Genomic DNA, 22,639 nt, shown 5'->3' with positions numbered 1-22,639 from the left:
CGCAAAATACGAAATTTGCCTAGGGCGTGTCTGATAACTCCGAGGGAAGCAGATTTTGCCGAATTTTCGTACCTCCATCCGAAAGGGTAAGCTACGCATAACCTTGTGCGGATTACGCTACGGTAAACGCACCGCCCAAGAGAGGGCGGAAGCCGTTTATCCTTGCATGCAAGGCGCGTTTGGGAAGGCGTACCGGGGGTCGGCCTTCGCAAACGGAACGAAGCAGGGGGCGAAAAGGCGGTGAAAGATGACCCTGAGTGGGTTTTCAGACACGCCCTAACGTTTAATGCACGCCGGATGCGGATAATCCGACTTTTTCGATGAGCAGTCTGCTTTCTTCGTTCAGGCCGACGATGACGGCATGTTTGTTCGCAAGCTCGTATTTGACCATCACTTTGGCGATCGCCGTTACGGCGGAATGATCCCATACATGCGATTGCGTGAAATCGATGATCACCTGCTGCGGATCGGTGCCGGCAGGAAACTGCTCGACAAAATGCGATGTCGTTGCGAAAAACAGCTGGCCGGTTACCGCGTACCGTTTGACGCCGTCCGGCAGCTCGGCTGCATGGATGCGGATTTTGGCCATTTTCCAGGCGAATAAAACGGCGCTAAGGACGACGCCTGCCAGAACTCCTTTGGAAAGATCGTGCGTCGCGACGACGATCGCTACGGTGACGATCATAACGAAGGCATCGCCGCGCGGGATACGGTTCAGCTGCCGCAGCGACTTCCAATCGAAGGTGCCGACGGACACCATGATCATAACGCCGACCAGCGCGGCCATCGGAATTTGCTTGACGATGTCGCCAAGCACGATGATCAGGAACAAGAGGAAGGCGCCCGCCACGAAGGTGGAAAGCCGTGTGCGCCCGCCGGATTTCACGTTGATCACCGACTGTCCGATCATTGCGCAGCCCGCCATGCCTCCGAAAAAGCCTGTAACGACGTTGGCGATGCCTTGGCCTTTGATTTCTTTATTTTTGTCGCTTTTCGTTTCGGTCATTTCATCGACGATGGTTGCGGTCAGCAGCGATTCCATAATGCCGACGAGCGCAAGCGAGAACGAATAAGGGAGAATGATCCATAACGTTTCGAACGACCAAATGACATCCGGCAAATGGAAAATGGGCAGAGCGCCGGTAATTTCGCCCATATCGCCGACCGTGCTGACGTTAAGTCCGAAGCCGATGACGCAGACGGAGACGAAAACGATGGCGGCCAGTGCGGACGGAACAGCCTTGGTCAGGCGCGGCAGCGTATAAATGATGACAAGCGTAACGGCAACAAGAACATACATGACCCATCCCTGGCCGACGAAATGCGGCAATTGCGCCATAAAAATAAGAATCGCCAAAGCGTTGACGAAGCCGGTCATGACCGAGTGGGGCACGAACGTAATGAAACGCCCGAGCTTCAACAAGCCTAAGCCGATCTGGATGATCCCGGTCAGAACGGTGGCGACGAACAAATACTCGATGCCGTGCTCTTTGACGAGCGTGACCATTAAAAGCGCCATAGCGCCGGTCGCAGCCGAGATCATGCCGGGCCTGCCGCCTACGAAGGAAATGACTACGGCAATGCAGAACGACGCATACAAGCCGACCATCGGATCGACTCCGGCAATGATCGAGAATGCGATCGCCTCGGGAATAAGCGCCAAAGCGACGGTAATCCCCGATAAAATGTCCAAACGGGCGTTCGATAACCAGGAACTATTCAATTTTGACCAACTCAAAACAAAGTACCTCCCAAGATAGGTAGAATATGTTGACTTTCCACTCTCAGAAAAGTCGGGGCCGATAGTTTATGTCATAAATTATACAAGCAAACGCCGTATTCGCCAATCCTTATACATAAGACGCCCTAATCATGAATCCCGTATAAAATGCAAAAGAACCTTCAAAACCGCTAGGAAAGCGGAACGGAAGGTTCTTAATTAGCAGTATATGTATCAAAACGGGTCTGACAAGCTTCCGACGTGCATTGCGGGGTAACTTAGCTGCGCATAGTCCCATTTGACCCATTGCTCCTGCTTATGGCCGGCTCAGACGCCAACGAGTTTTTTCTCTTCCTCGGCTTTTTTGGCTTCGGGCTGCTTGGCGTCGCGCTCCGCGGCTTCTTCCGGAGCCTGCATAACGCCCGGCTCGTCCTGCAAGCGCTCCGGCTGATCCTCGCGCTCCTCAGAAGCGGGGCTGCCGCTATCCGCCGCCGGTTCGCCGTTTGGCATAGCCGGCGAATCGATCCTTGTTTCAGGCCGGCTGCCGGCTGCTTCAGACAGCGTAGTTGAAGCTGCGGAGCCGGATGAATTCGACGCACCGCTTTCAAGCTGCTCCGGCTCGATGCGGAATTTATTGATTTCCTCGAACAGCTCCTGCGACAGCCGGTTCATATCGTCGGCTTGTCCCGCGATAAGACGAATTGAGGCATGCTGCTGGAAGGAGGTCGAATTGACTTCCTGAACCCCGGCAGCCGTTTCTTCGGCGATTGCCGCAACGAAGTGGACGGAGTCTATAAGCCGTTTGTTCTGTTCCTGTGCGTTTCCGATCATGCCGCCGATGCGGTCGATTTGCCCGCCGATCTCTTGCATGGACATGCGAATGGCCGAGAACGAAGCGAGCGTCGCATCAACTTTGGCATTCTGTTTGTAAAGCTTGTCCCGCGTTTCCTGCATTTTACCGCCCAGCCCGCCGATTTGCAGCTGCAGGGCAGAGATTCGCTCCCCGATGCTTTTGGCCGACTCGTTCGTTTGCGCAGCCAACGTGCGTACCTCCTCGGCGACGACGGAGAATCCCTTTCCGTGAACGCCGGCTCTCGCCGCTTCGATTGCCGCATTCAGGGCTAAAATATGCGTCTGCGTCGAAATTTCCGTAATCGCCTTTACGATGCTGCCGATTTGCTTCGAGCCTGCGGAAAGGGTCTCCATCGCTTCCAAAGCCTGATCGATCATGGCTCCCGTCTGCCGCGACGCTGTGCTGAGCTCCTGCACCGACGCTTCGCCAAGCTCCGTTTTTTGTCCCGCCTCTGCGCTCATTTGCTGCATGTGCCGAGCGGCTTCCCAAACGGTTCGAACCTCCCGGTCCAACTCGCCGATAATTTGGGCGCTTTGCTCCGTTCGCTGCGCCTGTTGGTCGGCTCCCGCCGAGATTTCATCAATAGCCTTCAATATATCGGCATTCGCGGCGGCGGTTGACACCGAGACCTGCCGGAAGGATTGAGAGTTTTCGGACAGCGAGGAAGCGATTTGCTGCGTCGTACCGAGCATATGCCGCACCTGGTCGATCATTTTATCGAAGTTATGGCTGAGCTGTCCGAGCTCGTCGTTTGTCTGAGCGTTGATCTTATGGCGGAGATCGCCTTCGGAAATAAGCGCGACCGCCTTTTGCAGCCGGCCGATAGGCTTAACGAATGAGCGAATAAGAAGAGCGGCGACGATGCTTCCGAGCAGCAGGATCACAATGGCCGCGCCGATCATGACGGCAACCGTGCCGTCCATTTTTTCATTCGAGGCTGCAATCGCCGCATTCGCTTCGTCCGCATAAATCCGGTAAAACTTGTCCACCAAGTCAAAAATGAGATCCCGCTGCTGCTGCGCCTGGTTGTATAGGGATTCCGTGTTTTTCAGGATGTCGGTTTCGCTGTAGGACGTATCCTGAATGACCCGCACGGCGCGGTCGAACACTTCCATATACTCCGATGTGGCGACGATCAGCTGGCTGCGCAGCTGAATCTGTTCGGGCGTAGACGCCGTATTGCCTACCTTTTGCAGCAGTTCATTATATTCTTTCCGTTTGACGTTATATTTTTCGACGAAATCGAGCTTTCGGGAAATCATCAGGCCGGAAGAAATATCCTTCAAATCCTGCACGAGCACCTTTAATTCGAGCGCCGTCAATTCATACGTTATTTTTTCGTTCTGCACGCCGTGATGGGATTTGATATCTCTCACCTGCGCCAGGTTATAAAATGCGACTGCCAAAAACACAGCCAGCATACCCGCAAAGCTTGTTATGAGCTTGATTTTCATGGATACGTTCCGTTTCCCCATACCCGATTCCTCCTATTAATGGTTTACAGCCGCCGGCCGCCCGCATATAAGGAAAGCTTGCGCACGATTCGACATCTCTATCTCTATGGTGATAAGTATAGGCCGTTACTATTAACGCAGAAGATTCATTTTGTAAATGATATGTAAATTTTTCTAGTGCCTAGGATCGACCGCAAAGCCCTGATTTTCAACTTTTCATTTTTTACATTCCCTTAACGTTTTTCGGGTTTGCGCTTAACAATCGCTTGTTACGATAACAAACGTAGACGAAAACGAAATCATACAAACACATTAAAGGGAGGACATTCTACAATGTTCAAGCACGTATCTAAGAAAGCAATGAGTCTAGCATTAGCATCTATTCTGGTTGCAGGGGTAGCGGCAGGCTGCGGAAACAAAGAAGAGAAAAAAGACGGCGCAGCAAGCTCCTCGCCATCCGCTTCGACGGCACCTAGCACATCGCCATCTACGGCGCCTTCCAAGTCGCCTGAAATTACAGGAACGGTAACGGCTTCCGGCTCTACCGCTTTGCAGCCGCTCGTTCAGCAAGCAGCAACCGAGTTTATGAACAAAAATCCGAAAGTAACGGTTCAAGTAACGGGCGGCGGCTCCGGCACAGGCGTGAAAAACGTAGCGGACGGCGTATCCAGCATCGGTAACTCCGACGTCGAGGCAGACGCACAATATAAAGATAAGCTTGTCGAGCACATCGTAGCGATCGCTCCGTTCGCTCTGATCGTTAATAAAGATGTAAAAGTCGAGAACCTGACGAAGCAGCAAGCTGCCGATATTTACAGCGGTAAAATCACGAACTGGAAAGAAGTCGGCGGAGAGGACAAAAAGATCCAACTGATCCACCGTCAAGACAGCTCCGGTTCCCGTAAGCTTGTTGCATCGATCATTATGAACGGCGCGGCATTCTCCAAGGAAGGCGTAACGCAAGACTCCAGCAAAACCGTAGCGGAAGCTGTCGGTACGACGAGCGGTTCGATCGGTTACGTGGACACGCCATACTTGACCGAAGCTACCAAAGCGCTCAAAATCGACGATGTCGCTTACTCCAAAGAAGCGATTAAAGACGGCAAATACCCGCTTTACGGCGTAGAGCGCATGTACACCAAAGGCCAGCCTGACGCAGTGACGAAAGCGTTCCTTGACTACATCTTGAGCAAAGAATTCCAAGAAGGCCAAGTCGAGAAGCTGAAATTCCTGCCGGCCAACCTGCTGAAAAAATAATAGCTTTCTATTCAAATAGAGCGGAGCGCTTTTGGCCGCTCTTTTTGGGTTTCTATATTTTGCGCCGATGACTTTAGGACTACGCTTCGAGAATTGCTTCGCTTCGCGGGGCATTTTTTACATTCCCTTTACAATTGCTCGCATCTCTTCTAACAAATAAGTCCTATGATAGAGATAAGTCAAACGGCATTTACAAATCGTTATTGTCGGATTCGATAGGGGGGGTCTCGGTGTCATCGATCGCCGAAGAACTAAGTACAGGGAAGAATAAAATGGAAAAACGACTAAGCAAATGGACGAAATTGCAAAATCGCAAAGACGGTGCAATGAAATATTTGTTCGTCGGAAGCGCCGGTCTTGTCGCTATCGTCATTTTTTCTATAATCGCATTCGTAGGGTTTCAGGGCTCCAAAACATTCGCCGATGTCTCGATCATGGAGTTTTTCTTCTCCACGGATTGGACGCCTTCGTCGGAAAGCTCGCCAAGCTTCGGAACGTTCCCGTTCCTGTACAGCACGCTGCTGCTCACCTTGGTATCGGTCTTGCTGTCGGTGCCGCTAGCGCTGTCGGGAGCGGTATTTATGGCCAAAATCGCACCGAAATGGATGCGTGAAATATTGCGGCCGGCTGCCGATTTGTTCGTCGGCATTCCGTCGGTCGTTTACGGCTTGATCGGCTTGACGGTTATCGTGCCGGCTCTCGGAAAGCTGTTCGGCGGCGTCGGATACGGGATTTTGCCCGCTGCAATCATTCTTGCCGTTATGATTTTACCTACGATCATGTCGATCTCCGAGGACGCGCTCCGCTCGCTTCCCGGCAGACTTGAAGAAGCTTCGCTTGCACTAGGCGCAACGCGGTGGCAAACGATATGGCGCGTGCTCATTCCGGCGGCTCGCCCCGGTATTATTACCGGCGTCGTGCTCGGCATGGGACGGGCGATCGGCGAAACGATGGCCGTCTTCATGGTAATCGGCAACTCGCCGAAAATGCCGAGCTCCTTGCTCGATTCGACAACCGTTCTGACGACGGCGATCGTCAAGGATATGGGCCATATCGCCTACGGCACGACCTGGAACAACGCGCTTTATATGATGGCGCTCGTCCTGCTTGTCGTATCGCTGCTCTTGATTTTGATCATCCGCGTTGTTGCGAGAAGGAGCGAAGTGAAATGAAGAGCAAGTGGACCGATAAAGCGGCAACCGTATATTTCTGGGCGGCCGGTATTACGATCATTCTTATTTTGGCCTGGTTTCTTGTAAAAATTCTCGGCAGCGGGCTCGGTCATCTTTCTTGGGGGTTTCTGACCGGGAAGCCGTCCGAAATCGAAGCTGGAGGCGGTGTCGGACCGCAGTTGTTCAACTCCTTCTATATTTTGTTCCTATCGCTGCTGTTTTCCTTGCCGATCGGAATCGGTGCCGGTATTTACCTGGCTATCTATGCACGCAAAAATAAATTCACGGATTTGGTCCGCATTTCCGTAGAGGCGCTGTCTTCGGTGCCATCCATCGTATTCGGTTTATTCGGTGCCTTGTTGTTCGTTAAGCTGCTCGGTCTGAAGTTCTCCATTCTCGGGGGAGCCGCTACCTTGGCGCTGCTTAATTTGCCGGTGCTCGTCCGGGTTACGGAGGAAGCGATTCGCGCCGTTCCGTCTTCGTATTGGGAGGCATCCCTTGCGCTTGGCTCCACCCGCTGGCAGGCGATTCGCAGCGTGCTGCTGCCGGCATCTTTGCCAGGTTTGATTACCGGCGTCACGCTGGTAGCAGGCAGGGCGCTCGGCGAAACGGCCGTTCTGATCTTTACCGCAGGAACGTCGGCATCGCGGATTTTTCCGGACTTCGATCCGATGGCGATGGGGGGGACGCTTGCGGTGCACTTATGGTACGTCGGCTCCGCTTCGCTTGCGCCGGACGCTAAGCAAATCGCCCAAGGAAGCGCGGCGCTGCTCGTGCTCGTCGTCCTTATTTTCAACCTGTTGATCGCTATACCAAGCCGCATTCTACAGAAGAAATTATCCGGGGGGAAATAACCGTGGAAAAACATAAAATCAAAGTCGACAATTTGAACTTGTACTACGGAGACAACCGGGCGCTTCACGATATTAAGCTGAATATTCGGGAAAACTCGATCGCGGCGCTTATCGGCCCTTCGGGCTGCGGCAAATCGACGTTTCTGCGGACGCTTAACCGTATGAACGATCTGATCGACAATGTAAAAATTACCGGTAATGTCGTCGTCGACGGCCAAAGCATTTATGCGCCGGAAACGGACGTGGTGTCGCTTCGCAAACGGGTCGGCATGGTGTTCCAGCGTCCGAACCCGTTCCCGATGTCGATTTACGACAATATCGCATACGGCCCGCGTATACATGGTATTAAGAAAAAAGCCGTTCTCGACGAAATCGTCGAGCGTTCGCTGGAACAGTCTGCGCTGTGGGATGAAGTTAAGGATAGGCTGAACAAATCTGCGCTCGGTCTTTCGGGCGGTCAGCAGCAGCGTCTGTGCATTGCGAGGTTGCTGGCGGTCGAGCCCGACGTCCTTCTGATGGACGAACCGACCTCCGCGCTCGATCCGATCTCGACGCTGAAGGTCGAAGAGCTGACGCAGACGCTGAAAGACCGCTATACGATTATTATCGTAACGCATAACATGCAGCAAGCCGCCCGTATTTCCGATTACACCTCCTTCTTCCTTAACGGCTTCCTTGTGGAGTCGGACAAGACGGATAAAATCTTTACGACTCCGAACGATCAGCGGACGGAAGATTACATTACAGGGCGGTTCGGCTAGGGCGTGTCTGAATACTCCGAGGGGAGCAGATTTGGCCGAATTTTTGTTCTAGGCAAGGCGCGTTTGTGAAGGCGTACCGGGGGTACGTCAAGCAAACGGAACGAAGCATAGGGCGAAAAGGCGGTGAAAGATGACCCTGAGTGAGTTTTCAGGCACGCCATAAGCCGGCGCCACAATATTTCCCACAACATAGGGATAAAGGAGCTTGAGGAATGGATACAAGAGCGAATTACCATCAAGCGCTTCAAGGGCTGCAGACCAAGCTGTTGAAAATGGGGAGCGACGTGGAAATTCAAATCCGCGATGCGGTTGAGGCGCTGCGCCTCTTGGACGAGCCGATGGCGAGGGCCACGGTAGCGCGCGACGATGAAATCGACGAGCAGATGCTTCGCATTGAAGAAACTTGCTTCAGCTTGATCGCGCTTCAGCAGCCGATGGCAGGAGATTTGCGCACGATCGGCATGGCGATGAAAATCGCGATCGACCTTGAGCGGATCGGCGATCACGCCGTCGATATCGCCAAAATCGCGATTCGCCTGAACGGGGAGAAGCTCGTCAAGCCGCTTATCGACATTCCGCTCATGGCTTCCATCGCCCAAACGATGCTGCGCGACAGCCTTCTCGCTTATACGGAAGGCAACGTAAACCGCGCCGCTTCGCTCGCCGATAAAGACGACGAGGTCGATAAAATTTACAGCACAGTCGTTCAGCATTTGACCGAGCTAATGGGAACGGATATATCGACGAACCGGCAGCTCACGCACCTGCTGATGGTCGCGCATTATTTGGAACGCGTCGCCGATCATACGACGAACATCGGAGAGGGCGTCATTTATATGGTTGCGGGCAAACGGAAAGATCTGAACGTCTAATCGCGGACGTTGTCCGCTTGGGGCAGGGATCAAGATGAACAACAGGATTATAGGCGAAACGATCGAGGCGCCATCCGTCCATGAACGCCTGTCGGAAGAGCTTGCCGCCATTATCGAAGAGCAGCGCATCAACGCCGTATACCAGCCGATCCTTTCTTTGCTTGACGGGCAAATATTTGGTTTCGAGGCGCTTACGCGGGGACCGTCGGACAGCCCTTTCGGTTCCCCGATCGCGCTTTTCGACTTCGCCAAGACGGCAGGCAAGCTTTATCCGCTTGAACGGATTGCGCGCGAGAAAGCGATTCACGGCGCTGAGCTTCAGCATAACAAACAGATGCTTTTCCTGAACATTTCCTCCGAAATCATCGTCGACTCCCTTTTTACGCCGGGACAAACGCTCGAGCTGCTGCAGCGCCGGGGGCTTACTCCGAATAATGTCGTCTTCGAAATTACCGAGCGAAGCTCGATCGAAGATTTTTCGTTGGCCAAAAAAGTGCTGGGACACTACCGCAGCCAGGGGTATAAGATCGCGATCGACGACGCAGGCGCCGGTTATTCTTCGCTTCAAGCGATTGCCGAGCTTCAACCCGATTTTATCAAAATAGACCGGTCGCTCATTTCCAACATTCACAATGACAAGGTCAAGGAATATATCGTCGAAACGTTTGTGACGTTCACGCAGAAGATGAACATTTCATTGATTGCCGAAGGAATAGAGGAGCTCGACGAGCTGCTTTTGCTTACGCGCATGGGCGTACATTACGCCCAAGGCTTTTTGATCGGCAAACCTGCCGCTAAACCGGCTCCGATCGATCGGAAGCTTCTGGACAGCATCGAAAAGCATCGTATGAGGTATCCGAACAACGCGATGTGGACGATCGGCCATCTGGCCGCTCCGATCCGGCAATTTCAGAAAAACGTGCGCATTTCCGAAGCGGCAAGCTTTTTTAACGAAAACGAGGCGGCTGCCGGAGCGGTTGTCGTCGACGGCGACATTCCCGTAGGGCTCGTTATTCGCGACAGGCTGTTTCAGCAGTTGGCCGGACAGTACGGGTTCTCTCTCTTTTGGCGAAAACCGATCCATCATGCCATGGACGCAAATCCGTTGATCGTTGACGAAATGCTGCCCGTGGAGGAAGTTTCGCAAATGGCGATGTCGCGGGATAAAAGCAATTTGTACGATCTTGTCATTATTACGCGTCACGGAAAAATGGCGGGAGTCGCCTCGATCCGCTCCATTCTCGAATACATAACGAATATCCGCATGGAATCCGCGCGGTTTTCCAATCCGCTTACCGGCTTGCCCGGGAATACGCCCATTCATCGCGAGCTGAGCAGAAGGCTGGCCGCCGCCAAGCCGTTCTGCGTCATTTATGCGGATCTCGATTATTTCAAATGGTTCAACGATACATACGGTTTTCAGAAGGGCGATCAGCTTATCCAATATACGGCGGACGTCATTCAGCACACGATCAGCGTTTGCGGGAATCCGCTAGACTTCGTCGGCCATATCGGCGGAGACGATTTTATCGCCATCTCATCGGCGGAGGGGCCGGAGCAGCTTTGCAGAGAAATGCTTCGGCGATTCGATCAAGGCGTGCACACCATGTATGAAGAGGAGATTGTTACGGTGCTGGACCGCGACGGAAATCGGGTGGAAAGTCCGGGCGTCACCGTTTCTTTGTCGCTCGTCGTTTGCGAATGCCAGGACGGCTCGATAACGCTCGAGGACGTGTCAAGCATGGCGGCGACGCTTAAAAAGAAGGCGAAAGCGCAAAAAGGCAGCGTATACAGCTCTCACTACTTCCGCAATCGGGAGTAAAGCAAAAAAGCATGCGTCGGAACAATCCGAGGGCATGCTTTATTTCGGTTAGGCGATAACGCGCCGATTCCATTCAGCTTGTCCGTTTGAACAAAGGATCGATGAAATACATACTAAAATAATCGGCGATTTGCTCGGTCGTATAACCGTGCACCTGACGCAGATGCAAATGCACGACAGGAGACAGGCAAGAGATGAGCATATGCGTAACGAACGGAGCCTGAACGGGAGCCATTTCTCCCATATTGGCAGCTTCTTCAAACAAGGTGCAAATGGTTGTGAACATATATACGTATGGCGGCGTTTCGAAAAAATTAAGCCGATCCGGGCTGCAGGCGGTTGAAGATTGAATGGTGGCGATCCAGTCCGCATCCTTCTCCACGAAATGAATAAGAGACCGCATCAAGTAGCGCAGGCGCTTGACGGCGGGAGTGTCCGCGTTTTGCTTCAAATAGGTATTCCAATCCTCGGACAAATGCCGAAAACGATCCTTCATCAAATCGAGGCACAGGTCGCCCTTATTCGCATAGCGCCGGTACAAGGTACCTTGGCCGATTCCGGCCGATTTGGCCACCTGATGCATGCTGACGGCATCCACACCGTGTTCTTCAAATAACGACCGGGCGGTATTAAGTATCACACCGCTTAGCTGCTGGGCATATTTACGCTTGTCGTCCGTTGACATAAATTTAACAGCTCCATTCATTGACAACCGGACAATTGTCCGCTATTATTCAGAAATGCGGACAATTGTCCGGTGAAAGTACGGCATCACCATTGACTCCGAACATGTTATATTTTATCGCTTCTCTGGAGTATGGTCAATTCGTGGTTGTTGGTTTCACGGGATTTTGGTCGGATACAGAGAAATGGAGGAGAGAAACATATGTCTTCAAAAGCTACACAAGCCGGAACGGCTTCGCAGCCGCTGACGATGAAGCAAATCATCGCGCCGCTCGTGGCTATTATCGTCGGTATGTTCATGGTTATATTGGACGGAACGGCGATGAATGTCGCGATGCCGAATCTGGTCAAGGATTTTGAAAGCACAATCGGCGTGGTTCAATGGACGGTTACAGGATACGCGCTGGCGCAATCGGCGGTCATTCCGCTGGCGGGCTGGCTGTCCGACCGTTTCGGAGCCAAGCGTATCTTTTTGCTTTCCGTCGTTTTATTTACGCTCGGTTCCGGGCTTTGCGCGCTTGCGACGAATGCCGGCGAGCTGATCGCTTACCGGATCGTTCAAGGATTGGGCGGCGGGATGGTCGCACCGATCGCAATGGCCTTTACGTACAGACTTAGCCCTCCGGGGAAAGTCGGAGCTGTCATGGGCATGATCGGCATACCGATGCTGCTCGCTCCGGCGCTCGGCCCGGTTGTTTCCGGCTGGCTGGTCGATTATGTCACTTGGCACTGGATTTTCTTGATCAACTTGCCGATCGGCGTCGTTGCCGTTATCGTCGGTCTGCGCACGCTGCCGAAGCTCGACAGGCAATCCGTGCCGGCGCTGGACTTCCTCGGCATTATATTTGCACCGGTCGCGTTTGCCGCGTTGGCTTACGGCGTCAGCGAGGGCGGAACGAGCTGGACTTCTACTAAAACGATTGCCGGCTTGGTCATCGGCGGCGTCGCGCTTATCTTGTTCATCATCGTCGAGCTGCGCCGTACGCAGCCGCTGCTGGAGCTTCGCGTGTTCAAATCCGCGAATTTTACGCGCGGTATCGTCGTGCAGTGGATTTCGCAAATCGCGCTGTTCGGCACGATCTTCATGGTGCCGCTGTTCCTGCAGCAAGCTAAAGGCTACAGCGCGTTCGACACCGGCCTCATCATGCTGCCGCAAGCGATCGCAGCCGGCATATTTATGCCGATCGGCGGCCGTTTATACGATAAGATCGGGGCAAGACCGGTCGTCATATCCGGGATGGCGCTCATTACGATAGCGGCTTATGTTTTGTCGACGGTTTCGACGGAAACGAGCCTGATCATGGTGATGCTGCCGCTCGCGATGATCGGAGCGGGAATGGGTCTTTCGATGATGCCGCTCAACACGCACATCATCCAATCGGCGCCGCCCGAGCTGGTCAGCCGCGTAACGTCTCTGACCGCTGCAGCGCAGCAGGTCATGAGCTCCTTCGCGGTTGCAGGGCTCGCGACGATGCTGACGTCCCGCGTGGAGCACTACATGGGCGAAAATCCGGCGGATCCGTCCGCGGTCATGTCGTCGTCCTACGGCGATACGTTTTTCCTGCTGACCGGCATTGCGATCGTCGGCGCGGTTGTGGGACTGCTCCTGCGCAGACCCAAGCAGCAGCCGCAAGGGGCTGAGAAGCCCGACGTATCCATGATGATGGGACACTAATATAGAAGAGATTGTTTTTTCAATCGGAGTTCAAGAGTAAAGAAACGCCTTCATAACCACTGAACAAGTGGGGGATGGAGGCGTTTTTACTTTTCCGCACCGCACCTCGCCGCTCCCCGCACTGAACGCTGCTCCCCGCACTGAACGCTGCTCCCCGCACTGAACGCTGCTCCCCGCGCAGGGCGCTCGATCACGCAAGGTCTATCAAAAATTGTATATAATAGCGGTTCAACTTTTAAACTATTGATTGTGTAATGGATAAATCGTCGACATCATCCCCAAAACATCGGAGCTTAAGATGCATGCTCCATGCCGCTTATGACTTGTGTACTGGTGACATAGTAAGGAAAAGGTTACTGTTCATAAGGCAAACCTCACTATAACTCGCCTAAAACCCGTGTTCTGGCGAGTTAATGAGGCAAACGCAACTAATAGTGAGGCAAACGAAATTGATCGTTTCGTTTGCCTCACTAAAGGGCGAGTACGAGCATTTTACGGGTGGAATAGTGTGAACTGCCTCATTAACAATAAGGTTTTCTACACTAGCGAACGGTCCAAGCATCCGTGTTTGCTTCTCGTGTCTTCATCAGTCCCTAGTTTTAGACTTGAACACATACTGGTTGCATTGATGAGAAACTACCCTAGCAACGCAGCACAGCGGCACGTGCCGGATGGACACGCGCCGTTCGTTTTGAATTGTTATTCGTCCGCCACTGAGGCGTTTCATCGTACGTTTAGACGTTTAAAATATACTTAGCAGCATATCGATTTTGCGGACGATGATCACTTTGCGGTTTCTCAGCTTGCGCTGGGAGCTTTTTTTGCTATGGCCGGGATGGAGCCAAACCGCATCGATTCCTGCGCCGACTGCGCCGAGCACGTCGTTTTTCCATGAGTTGCCGACCATTACGGCTTGGGAAGGCGCGACGCCGACGCTTTGAAGCGCTTGCCTGAACAAGGCGGGGTTCGGCTTGCGGGCGCCTCCTTTTAGAGTGGCGAAAACGCGGTCTCCCGGAATGACTTCGCTTAAGTCGAGAATGCGCAGCTGGGATTCGACTTTCTCCTTGTTGCCGTTGCTGATGATGGCCAGCTTGTAGGTTTCCGCGAGCTTCTCGAGAGTGTCGCGCGCACCGGGGACGAGTGTGGGGGTGCGTGTTTGCTTGTCTTTGATCCTGCTGAGAAACGTGCGAAGGAACGCTTCATTTAATGTAAAAGGGAGCGGGTCGAGAGCGATTTTCAAGCAGGCCAGACGAATTTTGTCGCGATTGACGGCATTCATTCGTTTTTGCGTCAGCTTTTTTCGCCATTCATCCCAGTAGCGCTCGACGATGCTTTGCTGCGTATATTCGCCGTCGCCCGACCACCTGCCGGTATATTCGTTCAACACGTCAAGAAAGCTGTCGTAGAACGACTGATGCGGATCGATCAATGTATGGTTCATATCGAAAAAAATAACTTTGGTTTGCTCGGGAGCGAAAAACCGTTTCATAACCCTCACCTCGGGTAAAGTCCTTTAGATTGGCGGCGACGAAGCGAAATCGCGTTCGATTTGCCATGGAGAAAGCGGCAGGCTGCCGCGAAGCTGTATCGATCGGCCGCGCTGTACCGCTATTTGACTGCCCGCCGAAGAATGCTTGCTCCTCTATGCAGACCCCGGCAGCGCAGAAACGGTTCCTTCGTCTTAATCATATGTATGCGGGATGCGGCTTTTTTAACATCGCTTGAAAGGATATTCTCGGCAGATTGTTAAGGTGCGGGTAAGCTGAGGTTGAAATTGCCTCCGATGGAAAGGAATTATATTATTTCGGCGATCGTCCGGCCTCAGGTTTCAACCGGACACGTTCGTATGCTATGATGGAAGATAGCGAACAAAGTACCCTGAGAAACTATAAGTGAAGAGGTGGAAAATGAGCAAGCTGATTGTCATTGACGGAAACAGCATTGCATACCGCGCTTTTTTTGCGCTGCCGCTTTTGAGTAATTCGCAGGGGCTGCATACCAACGCGGTATTCGGATTTACGACGATGCTTCTGAAATTGATCGAGGATCAGAAGCCGACCCACTTTCTCGTGGCATTCGACGCAGGCAAACAAACGTTTCGACATAAAGATTATGCAGATTATAAAGGAGGGCGCGAGAAAACGCCTTCCGAGCTCTCCGAGCAGTTTCCCGTGCTTAAGGAGCTCATTCAAGCTTTCGGTATTTCGCAATTCGAGCTTTCGGGCTACGAAGCCGACGATATTATCGGCACCTTGACTCGGGTGGCTGACGAACGCGGAGACATGGAGGTAGTCGTCGTTTCGGGCGACAAGGATATGCTTCAGCTCGCGTCCGAGAAGGTGACCATCGCGCTAACGCGCAAAGGCATCAGCGAGGTCGATCTGTTCGATCCGCCGGCGATTCAAGAAAAATACGGCCTCGTGCCGAAGCAGATTATCGACCTGAAGGGCCTTATGGGGGACGCGTCCGACAATATTCCGGGCATCCCGGGCGTGGGCGAGAAAACGGCGCTCAAGCTGCTTCATCAATACGGCTCGGTAGAGGACGTTCTTGCAAATGCTTCCGAAATAACCGGCAAAATGCGCGAGAAAATCGAAGCGCATGCGGACGATGCGCGGATGAGCAAGGAGCTCGCCACCATTTTCCGCGAAGTGCCGATGGAATCGGAGTGGTCTTCACTCGCCTACAGCGGTTATGAAGGACAAGCTCTTGCCGCTATGTTCCGAAAGCTTGAATTCAAGTCGCTTCTGGACAAAATGGATTTTACCGGCGGGAGCGAGGGAGACGGCGAGGACCAAGCGGACGAGGCGTTCAGCTTCGTTATCGTGGATGAAGAAGGCTTGCCGGCATTCGTCAAGAGCTTGGATGAAGCCGATGCGCTGAATGTGGAAGTGATCGGCGACAATCCGCATATGTCGGAAGTGCTGGGCGTCTCCTTCCATACGCCGGAGAAGGTGTACTACACGCCATTCCATTTGCTGGCTTCCGAGGCGGCCAAGCCTGTGAGGGAATGGCTGGGAGACGGGACGAAGCGGAAGACGCTGTACGATCTTCATCGTGCGGAAGCGGCGCTTGCCTGGAAAGGCATCGCGCTTGCCGGCTGCGATTTTGACGTGCTGCTGGCTGCATACCTGCTCGATCCGACCGAAGCGAGTCATACGTTAAGCGCGCTTACGTTTAAATACGGGCAGCCTCCGGTCAAGGAAGACGAGGCCGTGTTCGGCAAAGGCGCCAAATTCAAAATACCGGAAACGGCCGTAACCGGCGAGCATCTGAGCCGCAAAGCGTTAGCGATCGCCCGGCTGGCCAAGGTTCTTCGGGAAGAGCTTGAAGAGAAGGAGATGAAATCGCTCTTCTTCGAGCTCGAGCTGCCGCTGTCGACCGTGCTTGCGGGCATGGAGCTGAAAGGCATACGCGTCAACAAAGACGAATTGAAGCAGCTAGGCGTCGAGCTTGCCGCACAAATCGATGTGCTGATGACGCAAATCTACAAGCTGGCCGGCGTCGAATTCAACATCGGCTCGCCGAAGCAGCTTGGCGAAATTTTGTTCGAGAAGCTCGGTCTGCCGGTCTACAAAAAAACGAAAACGGGTTATTCCACCGACGCCGAGGTGCTGGAGTGGCTGGCTTCGAAGCATGAGATCGTCACGCACATTTTGCAGTACCGCCAGCTGGCGAAATTGCAGTCGACTTACGTGGAAGGACTGCTGAAGGAAGTTCGCGAGCAGACCGGCCATATTCATACGTATTACAAGCAGACGATAGCTGCGACGGGTCGGCTCAGCAGCCAATATCCGAATCTGCAGAACATTCCGGTCCGGCTGGAGGAAGGACGCAAAATCCGCAAGGTGTTCGTTCCTTCCGAGCCGGGCTGGCATATGCTTGCCGCCGACTATTCGCAGATCGAACTGCGCGTGCTCGCGCATATTTCGCAGGACGAGAAGCTGATCGAGGCGTTCCTGCACGACATGGACATTCATACGAAAACGGCGATGGACGTATTCGGCGTCGCCCCATCGGATGTCGATGCGAACATGCGAAGACAAGCGAAGGCCGTCAACTTTGGTATCGTTTACGGTATCAGCGATTACGGCTTATCGCAAAACCTGGACATTACGCGTGCGGAAGCTTCGAGATTTATCGAGCAGTATTTTGCCGTCTTCAAGGGCGTACGCAAATATATGGACGATATCGTGCTGAAAGCGCGCAAGGACGGCTATGTGACGACGCTGCTCCAGCGCCGCCGGTATTTGCCGGAGATCGGCGCGTCCAACTTCAATCTTCGTTCCTTCGCGGAACGGACGGCGATGAACTCGCCGATTCAAGGCACCGCCGCCGATATTATAAAGCTGGCCATGGTACAAATGGCCGAACGATTGCGCGAAGCCGGCTTGCGAAGCCGCATGCTGCTTCAGGTTCATGACGAACTTGTTTTCGAGGTTCCGGAGGATGAGCTGGAGACGATGCGCAAGCTCGTTCCCGAAGTGATGGAAAGCGCGCTGAAGCTTGATGTGCCGCTTAAAGTCGATGTAAACGACGGTATTAACTGGTATGAGGCGAAGTAAGTTTACGCTATCGATTGGATTCAACAGCATGAGCAGAAAATGCCGCTCGCAGGACATATCCCGGCGGGCGGCCAGCAAGAGGTGAAAGCTATGCCGGAATTACCGGAAGTGGAGACGGTCAGACGCACGTTAAACGAGCTTGTGGCCGGGAAAACGATCGAACGCGTTTCCGTTCATTTGCGCCGCATTATCCAGCGGCCTGAAGATCCGGAGCAGTTCGCCGCCTTTTTGCAAGGGCAAACGATACGAACGGTTGAGCGGCGCGGGAAGTTTTTGCGCATCCTGCTTGATGACAGGGTTATCGTGTCCCATTTGCGGATGGAAGGGCGTTACGGGGTATACGATCAGGACGAGCCCGTCGAGAAGCATACGCATGTCGTGTTTCATTTTTCAGACGGCACGGAGCTGCGTTATAAAGACGTTCGTCAATTCGGAACGATGCATTTGTTTATGGAGGGCGAGGAATTCAAACTGCCGCCTTTGCATAAGCTTGGGATAGAGCCGTTAGACACAGGCTTCACGAAGGAAGCTTTTCGCGAGAAAATCGCGGGACGTTCCACCAAGATCAAGCCGCTGCTGCTCAACCAAGAATATATTGTCGGATTGGGCAATATTTATGTAGACGAAGCACTGCATGCCGCAGGCGTGCATCCGGAGCGCGAAGCGGACAAGCTCAGCCGCGCCGAAACGGATCGTTTATTCGAGTCCATCGTGCTTACGCTGCAAGAAGCGGTTGATGCCGGAGGCTCGTCGATCAAGTCTTATGTCAACGGCCAAGGCGAGATGGGGATGTTTCAGCAGCAATTGAAAGCATACGGCCGTAAAGGCAAACCGTGCGAGCATTGCGGCCATCTGATTGAAAAAACGGTGCTTGGCGGCCGCGGTACGCATTTTTGTCCGCAATGCCAGCCCCTTAAACCGAAGAAAAGGCTGCCCAAACGATCGATATAAGACCGTCGGCTTAAGCACGCACCCTTCTAGGCTACCCTCCATATGTTAGAGAGACGAATGCGCCCAGACGGATATCGAAACTCCGGTTCGCGCATAAGTTAGGAGGGCGGGCTGCGGCAAGCGCTGCACCCGCAAGGGAGGGACGGACAATGCTGCCGGTTGTGTCGCTGATGATTCTCGCGTTTGCCGTTAGCCTTGACGGCTTTGGTGTCGGAGCTATGTACGGGCTTCGCAAAATTAAAATTCCTGTTCTGTCGCTTGCCATCATCTCGCTGTTGTCGGGGACTGTCATTTTTGTCTCGATGCATATCGGCCTGGCGATGGCGAGCTTATTTTCGCCGCGTCTGGCATCGGCCGTAGGTGCGGTCATTTTAATCGGGATCGGCATCTGGGCTTTGTTCCAGATGCTCATGCAGAAAGAGCAGGACGGCGAGGAGACCAAAGCGCTTCCGGAGCGGGTCGCCGATAAAGCCGGTGAGCTCAAAAAGCTTTTTTCCATTGAACTGAAACGGCTCGGGTTAGTTATCCAAATATTAAAAACGCCGTCCGCAGCAGACGTCGACCGATCCGGCAACATTTCGGCTTCGGAGGCTATGCTGCTCGGTATCGCGTTATCGCTTGATGCGTTCGGAGCGGGAATCGGCGCCGCCCTGATCGGGCTTACGCCGTGGCTCACTTCCGTTATTATCGCAGCGGCAAGCGGAAGCTTTATTACGATCGGATTAAAAATAGGATTTCTATATGCCGATCTACATTGGGTACGGCGGTTGTCGATATTGCCGGGATGTATTTTAATTGTTATGGGCGTTATGAAGTTAATGTAAGGAACAAGGAGTTGGCACCGATGCATATTGGGTTGACAGGAGGAATCGCCTGCGGCAAAAGCACTGTTGCCGACATGCTTGTGCGCCGCGGTGCGATCCTCATCGATGCGGACCGGGTGGCCCGCGAAGTTGTAGAGCCGGGAAGTCCTGCGCTAGCAGACATTGCCGACCGCTTCGGCGGCGATGTCCTGCTGCCCGACGGATCGCTTAACCGGAAACGGCTGGGGGAGATCGTGTTTCAAGACGAAACGTCGAGGAAAGCGCTCGAAGCGATTTTGCATCCGGAAATTCGAAGGAGGATGTTCGGAAGAATGGCATCGGCGGAAGCCGATCATCCGGACAAGCTGGTAGTAGTGGATATACCGCTTATGTACGAATCGGGGCTCGAAGGCCATTTTAAGGAAATTATGGTCGTTTATGTGCCGAAGGACATTCAAATCAAGCGTCTGAAAGAACGGGACGGACTGACCGCGGAGCAAGCGGAGCTTCGGCTTGCCGCACAATGGCCGATCGATCGCAAAAAAACATTGGCCGATATCGTGATCGACAACAGCGGAAGTCTGGCCGACACGGAGCGTCAGTTGAGCGAATTTTGGCACGCTAAGGGTCTGCGATGAAACGTTTCCGCAAAAAGCGATGGTTCGCGCTCGTACTGCTCGTTGTTCTGCTCGTTCTTTTCTATAGCAGCGATTGGCTCGGCAAAATCATGTATCCGATCCAGTTTCGCGACGGTATTGAGGCCAGCTCCAAGAAACACAAGGTCGATCCGCTTTTGGTGGCTGCAATCATACGCGTAGAATCGAATTATCGAACGGACCCCCGATCCAAGAAAGGCGCGATCGGCATCATGCAAATCATGCCGGATACGGCGGAATGGCTGTTCGAAAGGGAAGGATTTCGATCATTCTCGCTTGCCGATCTGGACGACCCGTACATAAATATCGAGGTAGGGACCAAGTACCTCAATTTGTTGAGCATTCAATTTAAAGATAACCTGACGCAAGTGATTGCCGCCTATAATGCCGGACCAGGCAATGTGAACAAGTGGTTGAAAAACGGCACTTGGGACGGTACGTTCGAGAATGTGGCACAAATTCCTTTTTGGGAAACGCGTGGATATGTTCAGCGGGTATGGTATTATTATAAGAAATATATGAATATCTATGCGGATTCCGCTTAAAGTACGGGTTCGAATAGCCGACTTATCGATCACAGGTTTACTTGGAACAGCAACTTATCCTTCAAACGTCTTCTAGGACGCAAAGAAGCGTTGGACAAACTCTTGAGAGTTTGTCCAACACTCCGCTCTTTTTTGGAGAAAAAGCATTATTTCCCTGCAAGTTGTTGTTCGGCGATTTGCACCAGACGGCGAGTAATGTTACCACCAATCGCGCCAGTGTCGCGGGTAGCCATGTTACCGTAGTAACCGTCCTGCGGGATCGCAATACCCAATTCTTGTGCTACTTCATACTTCAGTTGGTCAAGAGCCGCATTGGCTTGAGGCACGACCAGGGAGTTGCTGCTGCGATTTTGTCCTGCACCCATATCTGTTCACCTCCTTGTCGGTTGGTAATCCTATTATGCTCGGTTACGGAAGGTTCATAACAGGTAACGAATGGGAAAAAGATCGGCCGGATTCGGCGACCCATCAACATTTACAACGAGGAGAGATCCTGATGAAATGCCCATTCTGCGACTACTCCGGGACGAAAGTGCTGGATTCGCGTTCTGCTAACGAGAACAAATCGATTCGCCGCCGCCGGGAGTGCGAGCAATGCGGAAAACGCTTTACGACGTTCGAAACGATCGAAGAAATGCCGCTGATCGTCATTAAAAAAGGCGGAAGCCGCGAAGAATTCAGCCGCGAGAAAATGCTGCGCGGACTTATTCGCGCCTGCGAGAAGCGACCCGTCTCCATGGAGAGACTGGAGTCGATCGTATCGGAGGTCGAGCGCCAGCTTCGCAATACGGCCAGCTCCGAGGTCGAAAGCCGAAATATCGGCGAAATCGTCATGGAGCAGCTGTATCCGGTCGACGAAGTCGCCTACGTACGCTTCGCGTCCGTGTACCGCCAGTTCAAGGACATCAATATGTTTATGCGCGAGCTGACGCAGATGCTTGTCAAGCATCAGGACGGCTCGGAATCTTAAAGCGTTAAACGGAGAGGGGCTGGAACCGGCTTCTCTTGGGAAATTTATCATCGAAAGACTCGCTTTTCTTCGGAAAAGCTAAGTGTGTCGGAAAAGTCCAAAGGACTTTTCGGGCACTTTATTTTTTATGCCGGAAAGAACGGAATAGGCGTTAGGCGATGGAGGCTCGACCAATTAGGCAGCTGCTGAGGCTGTCTGGAAATACCCGACAGGTTGTGTTTCGCGGTGGGAGGTAGGGGCGAGCAAATAGACTGGGGGATGCAACCTGTAGTGAGGAAAAACTCATTGATTATGAGGCAAACCTCATTATTCAACCGGTAAAATTGAGCTTCTGACCAATTAGTGAGGGATACGAAACGAATAATTTCGTTTTCCTTATTGTTAGTGAGGTTCTCCTCATTAACCGAGCAAATCGCGGGTTAGGGGCATGAAACAGTGAGGTTTACCTCACTATTCATTGCCTTTTCCTCATTATTTTTCTGAAGAAGGGGCATCGGCGGAAAGAAGTACGAGTCTGAAGCTACGGATTGATCGAGGCGTCGGCCCGTTTGTTAATTAAACGCGTGATATCTATAGATCATGTTTAGAAAGGCTGAGAGCAGGTTAGTTTCTCGAGTGATTAAGGTTTGTTAGACTAGCGGTTCGTGCAACGTCTTCCATCCATGCTTCAAAATGACATTCCCGTGCATAAGTGGAACCATCCCCTATAGTGCCTGCTATCAAAGGAGAGTTAGTTTTCGAATCATGTGAAACTTATTGTTGACAGCAGGTCCAACTACGTGCTATTATCGATTTTGTCACTACATGAGGGGCCTTAGCTCAGCTGGGAGAGCGCATCGCTGGCAGCGATGAGGTCAGGGGTTCGATCCCCCTAGGCTCCACCAATATAAAATGTTAATCCACCTGAAAAGGTGGATTTTTTATATTGGTGGAGCCTAGGGGAGGGAGAACCCCGAGTGGGTTCGTCCCGCGCGGACGGAGCGATCGAAAGAACATCATTGATATACATCGAGTGGAGGAGCACG

At 52.8% G+C, this 22,639-nt stretch carries 18 protein-coding genes and 1 tRNA gene; 14 read left to right on the top strand and 5 right to left on the bottom strand.

Annotated elements, in window-relative coordinates; all coding sequences use genetic code 11:
- Positions 1 to 283 precede the first annotated feature (283 nt).
- Positions 284 to 1,738 carry a SulP family inorganic anion transporter gene (locus DQG23_RS37450; protein WP_113036165.1) on the bottom strand — a complete coding sequence of 485 codons (1,455 nt, stop codon included), beginning with the start codon at positions 1,736 to 1,738 and terminating at the stop codon, positions 284 to 286.
- Positions 1,739 to 2,047: 309 nt separating this feature from the next.
- Positions 2,048 to 4,048: a methyl-accepting chemotaxis protein gene (locus tag DQG23_RS37445; RefSeq protein ID WP_113036164.1), complete on the bottom strand. Its 2,001-nt coding sequence runs from the start codon at positions 4,046 to 4,048 to the stop codon at positions 2,048 to 2,050.
- Positions 4,049 to 4,360: 312 nt separating this feature from the next.
- Between DQG23_RS37445 and DQG23_RS37440 the strand changes: the two genes are divergently transcribed.
- From DQG23_RS37440 to DQG23_RS37415, 6 genes are all read left to right on the top strand, one after another.
- Entirely contained in the window at positions 4,361 to 5,284 is a 924-nt protein-coding gene (locus tag DQG23_RS37440; protein WP_113036163.1) for a phosphate ABC transporter substrate-binding protein, read from the top strand.
- Between the two features lie 272 nt (positions 5,285 to 5,556).
- Positions 5,557 to 6,456, top strand: coding sequence for a phosphate ABC transporter permease subunit PstC (gene pstC, locus DQG23_RS37435; protein ID WP_192894692.1), 900 nt, complete (start codon positions 5,557 to 5,559; stop codon positions 6,454 to 6,456).
- Positions 6,453 to 7,310: a phosphate ABC transporter permease PstA gene (pstA, locus tag DQG23_RS37430; protein WP_113036161.1), complete on the top strand. Its 858-nt coding sequence runs from the start codon at positions 6,453 to 6,455 to the stop codon at positions 7,308 to 7,310. Before pstC ends, pstA begins: the two co-directional genes overlap by 4 nt.
- 2 nt (positions 7,311 to 7,312) lie before the next feature.
- Positions 7,313 to 8,071 (top strand): phosphate ABC transporter ATP-binding protein PstB, encoded by a 759-nt coding sequence (gene pstB, locus DQG23_RS37425; RefSeq protein ID WP_113036160.1) that lies wholly within the window; start codon positions 7,313 to 7,315, stop codon positions 8,069 to 8,071.
- Positions 8,072 to 8,283: 212 nt separating this feature from the next.
- Positions 8,284 to 8,943: a phosphate signaling complex protein PhoU gene (phoU, locus tag DQG23_RS37420; protein WP_113036159.1), complete on the top strand. Its 660-nt coding sequence runs from the start codon at positions 8,284 to 8,286 to the stop codon at positions 8,941 to 8,943.
- 34 nt (positions 8,944 to 8,977) lie between these two features.
- Positions 8,978 to 10,765 (top strand): GGDEF domain-containing protein, encoded by a 1,788-nt coding sequence (locus tag DQG23_RS37415; RefSeq protein WP_113036158.1) that lies wholly within the window; start codon positions 8,978 to 8,980, stop codon positions 10,763 to 10,765.
- Between the two features lie 73 nt (positions 10,766 to 10,838).
- On the opposite strand, the gene DQG23_RS37410 is transcribed toward DQG23_RS37415, so the two are convergent.
- Positions 10,839 to 11,450: a TetR/AcrR family transcriptional regulator gene (locus DQG23_RS37410; protein WP_113036157.1), complete on the bottom strand. Its 612-nt coding sequence runs from the start codon at positions 11,448 to 11,450 to the stop codon at positions 10,839 to 10,841.
- Between the two features lie 201 nt (positions 11,451 to 11,651).
- Here DQG23_RS37410 and DQG23_RS37405 point away from each other — a divergent pair, with 201 nt between their 5' ends.
- A complete protein-coding gene (locus DQG23_RS37405; protein ID WP_113036156.1) occupies positions 11,652 to 13,124 on the top strand; it encodes a DHA2 family efflux MFS transporter permease subunit in 1,473 nt (490 codons plus the stop codon).
- Between the two features lie 742 nt (positions 13,125 to 13,866).
- On the opposite strand, the gene DQG23_RS37400 is transcribed toward DQG23_RS37405, so the two are convergent.
- Positions 13,867 to 14,613 carry an HAD family hydrolase gene (locus DQG23_RS37400; protein WP_113036155.1) on the bottom strand — a complete coding sequence of 249 codons (747 nt, stop codon included), beginning with the start codon at positions 14,611 to 14,613 and terminating at the stop codon, positions 13,867 to 13,869.
- Positions 14,614 to 15,031: 418 nt separating this feature from the next.
- On the opposite strand from DQG23_RS37400, the gene polA reads away from it, so the two are divergent.
- From polA to DQG23_RS37375, 5 genes are all read left to right on the top strand, one after another.
- Complete coding sequence (gene polA, locus DQG23_RS37395; protein WP_113036154.1) at positions 15,032 to 17,689, top strand: DNA polymerase I; 2,658 nt, start codon at positions 15,032 to 15,034, stop codon at positions 17,687 to 17,689.
- 90 nt (positions 17,690 to 17,779) lie between these two features.
- The gene (gene mutM, locus DQG23_RS37390; RefSeq protein WP_113036153.1) at positions 17,780 to 18,640 is read left to right on the top strand and encodes a DNA-formamidopyrimidine glycosylase; all 861 of its coding nucleotides are present in this window, start codon (positions 17,780 to 17,782) and stop codon (positions 18,638 to 18,640) included.
- A 149-nt stretch (positions 18,641 to 18,789) separates the two neighbouring features.
- The gene (gene ytaF, locus DQG23_RS37385; RefSeq protein WP_113036152.1) at positions 18,790 to 19,464 is read left to right on the top strand and encodes a sporulation membrane protein YtaF; all 675 of its coding nucleotides are present in this window, start codon (positions 18,790 to 18,792) and stop codon (positions 19,462 to 19,464) included.
- Between the two features lie 20 nt (positions 19,465 to 19,484).
- Positions 19,485 to 20,081: a dephospho-CoA kinase gene (coaE, locus tag DQG23_RS37380; RefSeq protein ID WP_113036151.1), complete on the top strand. Its 597-nt coding sequence runs from the start codon at positions 19,485 to 19,487 to the stop codon at positions 20,079 to 20,081.
- A complete protein-coding gene (locus tag DQG23_RS37375; protein WP_113036150.1) occupies positions 20,078 to 20,644 on the top strand; it encodes a lytic transglycosylase domain-containing protein in 567 nt (188 codons plus the stop codon). Before coaE ends, DQG23_RS37375 begins: the two co-directional genes overlap by 4 nt.
- A 146-nt stretch (positions 20,645 to 20,790) precedes the next feature.
- On the opposite strand, the gene DQG23_RS37370 is transcribed toward DQG23_RS37375, so the two are convergent.
- Positions 20,791 to 21,009, bottom strand: a complete 219-nt coding sequence (locus DQG23_RS37370) for an alpha/beta-type small acid-soluble spore protein (protein WP_113036149.1) — start codon at positions 21,007 to 21,009, stop codon at positions 20,791 to 20,793.
- Positions 21,010 to 21,140: 131 nt separating this feature from the next.
- On the opposite strand from DQG23_RS37370, the gene nrdR reads away from it, so the two are divergent.
- Both nrdR and DQG23_RS37360 read left to right on the top strand, forming a co-directional pair.
- Complete coding sequence (nrdR, locus tag DQG23_RS37365) at positions 21,141 to 21,614, top strand: transcriptional regulator NrdR (protein WP_113036148.1); 474 nt, start codon at positions 21,141 to 21,143, stop codon at positions 21,612 to 21,614.
- Between the two features lie 808 nt (positions 21,615 to 22,422).
- Positions 22,423 to 22,498, top strand: a tRNA-Ala gene (locus DQG23_RS37360).
- The last annotated feature ends 141 nt before the right edge of the window (positions 22,499 to 22,639 follow it).

Origin of the sequence: Paenibacillus contaminans (assembly GCF_003285015.1) — a bacterium.
Classification (GTDB): domain Bacteria; phylum Bacillota; class Bacilli; order Paenibacillales; family NBRC-103111; genus Paenibacillus_V; species Paenibacillus_V contaminans.
This window is presented reverse-complemented; position numbering and strand designations above follow the sequence as displayed.

What these genes read in the sequence shown, in the direction of transcription:
- DQG23_RS37445 (WP_113036164.1), bottom strand. Translation starts at nt 4,048, where the DNA reads ATGGGGAAACGGAACGTATCCATGAAAATCAAGCTCATAACAAGCTTT.
- DQG23_RS37440 (WP_113036163.1), top strand. Translation starts at nt 4,361, where the DNA reads ATGTTCAAGCACGTATCTAAGAAAGCAATGAGTCTAGCATTAGCATCT.
- pstC (WP_192894692.1), top strand. Translation starts at nt 5,557, where the DNA reads ATGGAAAAACGACTAAGCAAATGGACGAAATTGCAAAATCGCAAAGAC.
- pstA (WP_113036161.1), top strand. Translation starts at nt 6,453, where the DNA reads ATGAAGAGCAAGTGGACCGATAAAGCGGCAACCGTATATTTCTGGGCG.
- phoU (WP_113036159.1), top strand. Translation starts at nt 8,284, where the DNA reads ATGGATACAAGAGCGAATTACCATCAAGCGCTTCAAGGGCTGCAGACC.
- DQG23_RS37415 (WP_113036158.1), top strand. Translation starts at nt 8,978, where the DNA reads ATGAACAACAGGATTATAGGCGAAACGATCGAGGCGCCATCCGTCCAT.
- DQG23_RS37410 (WP_113036157.1), bottom strand. Translation starts at nt 11,450, where the DNA reads ATGTCAACGGACGACAAGCGTAAATATGCCCAGCAGCTAAGCGGTGTG.
- DQG23_RS37405 (WP_113036156.1), top strand. Translation starts at nt 11,652, where the DNA reads ATGTCTTCAAAAGCTACACAAGCCGGAACGGCTTCGCAGCCGCTGACG.
- DQG23_RS37400 (WP_113036155.1), bottom strand. Translation starts at nt 14,613, where the DNA reads ATGAAACGGTTTTTCGCTCCCGAGCAAACCAAAGTTATTTTTTTCGAT.
- polA (WP_113036154.1), top strand. Translation starts at nt 15,032, where the DNA reads ATGAGCAAGCTGATTGTCATTGACGGAAACAGCATTGCATACCGCGCT.
- mutM (WP_113036153.1), top strand. Translation starts at nt 17,780, where the DNA reads ATGCCGGAATTACCGGAAGTGGAGACGGTCAGACGCACGTTAAACGAG.
- ytaF (WP_113036152.1), top strand. Translation starts at nt 18,790, where the DNA reads ATGCTGCCGGTTGTGTCGCTGATGATTCTCGCGTTTGCCGTTAGCCTT.
- coaE (WP_113036151.1), top strand. Translation starts at nt 19,485, where the DNA reads ATGCATATTGGGTTGACAGGAGGAATCGCCTGCGGCAAAAGCACTGTT.
- DQG23_RS37375 (WP_113036150.1), top strand. Translation starts at nt 20,078, where the DNA reads ATGAAACGTTTCCGCAAAAAGCGATGGTTCGCGCTCGTACTGCTCGTT.
- DQG23_RS37370 (WP_113036149.1), bottom strand. Translation starts at nt 21,009, where the DNA reads ATGGGTGCAGGACAAAATCGCAGCAGCAACTCCCTGGTCGTGCCTCAA.
- nrdR (WP_113036148.1), top strand. Translation starts at nt 21,141, where the DNA reads ATGAAATGCCCATTCTGCGACTACTCCGGGACGAAAGTGCTGGATTCG.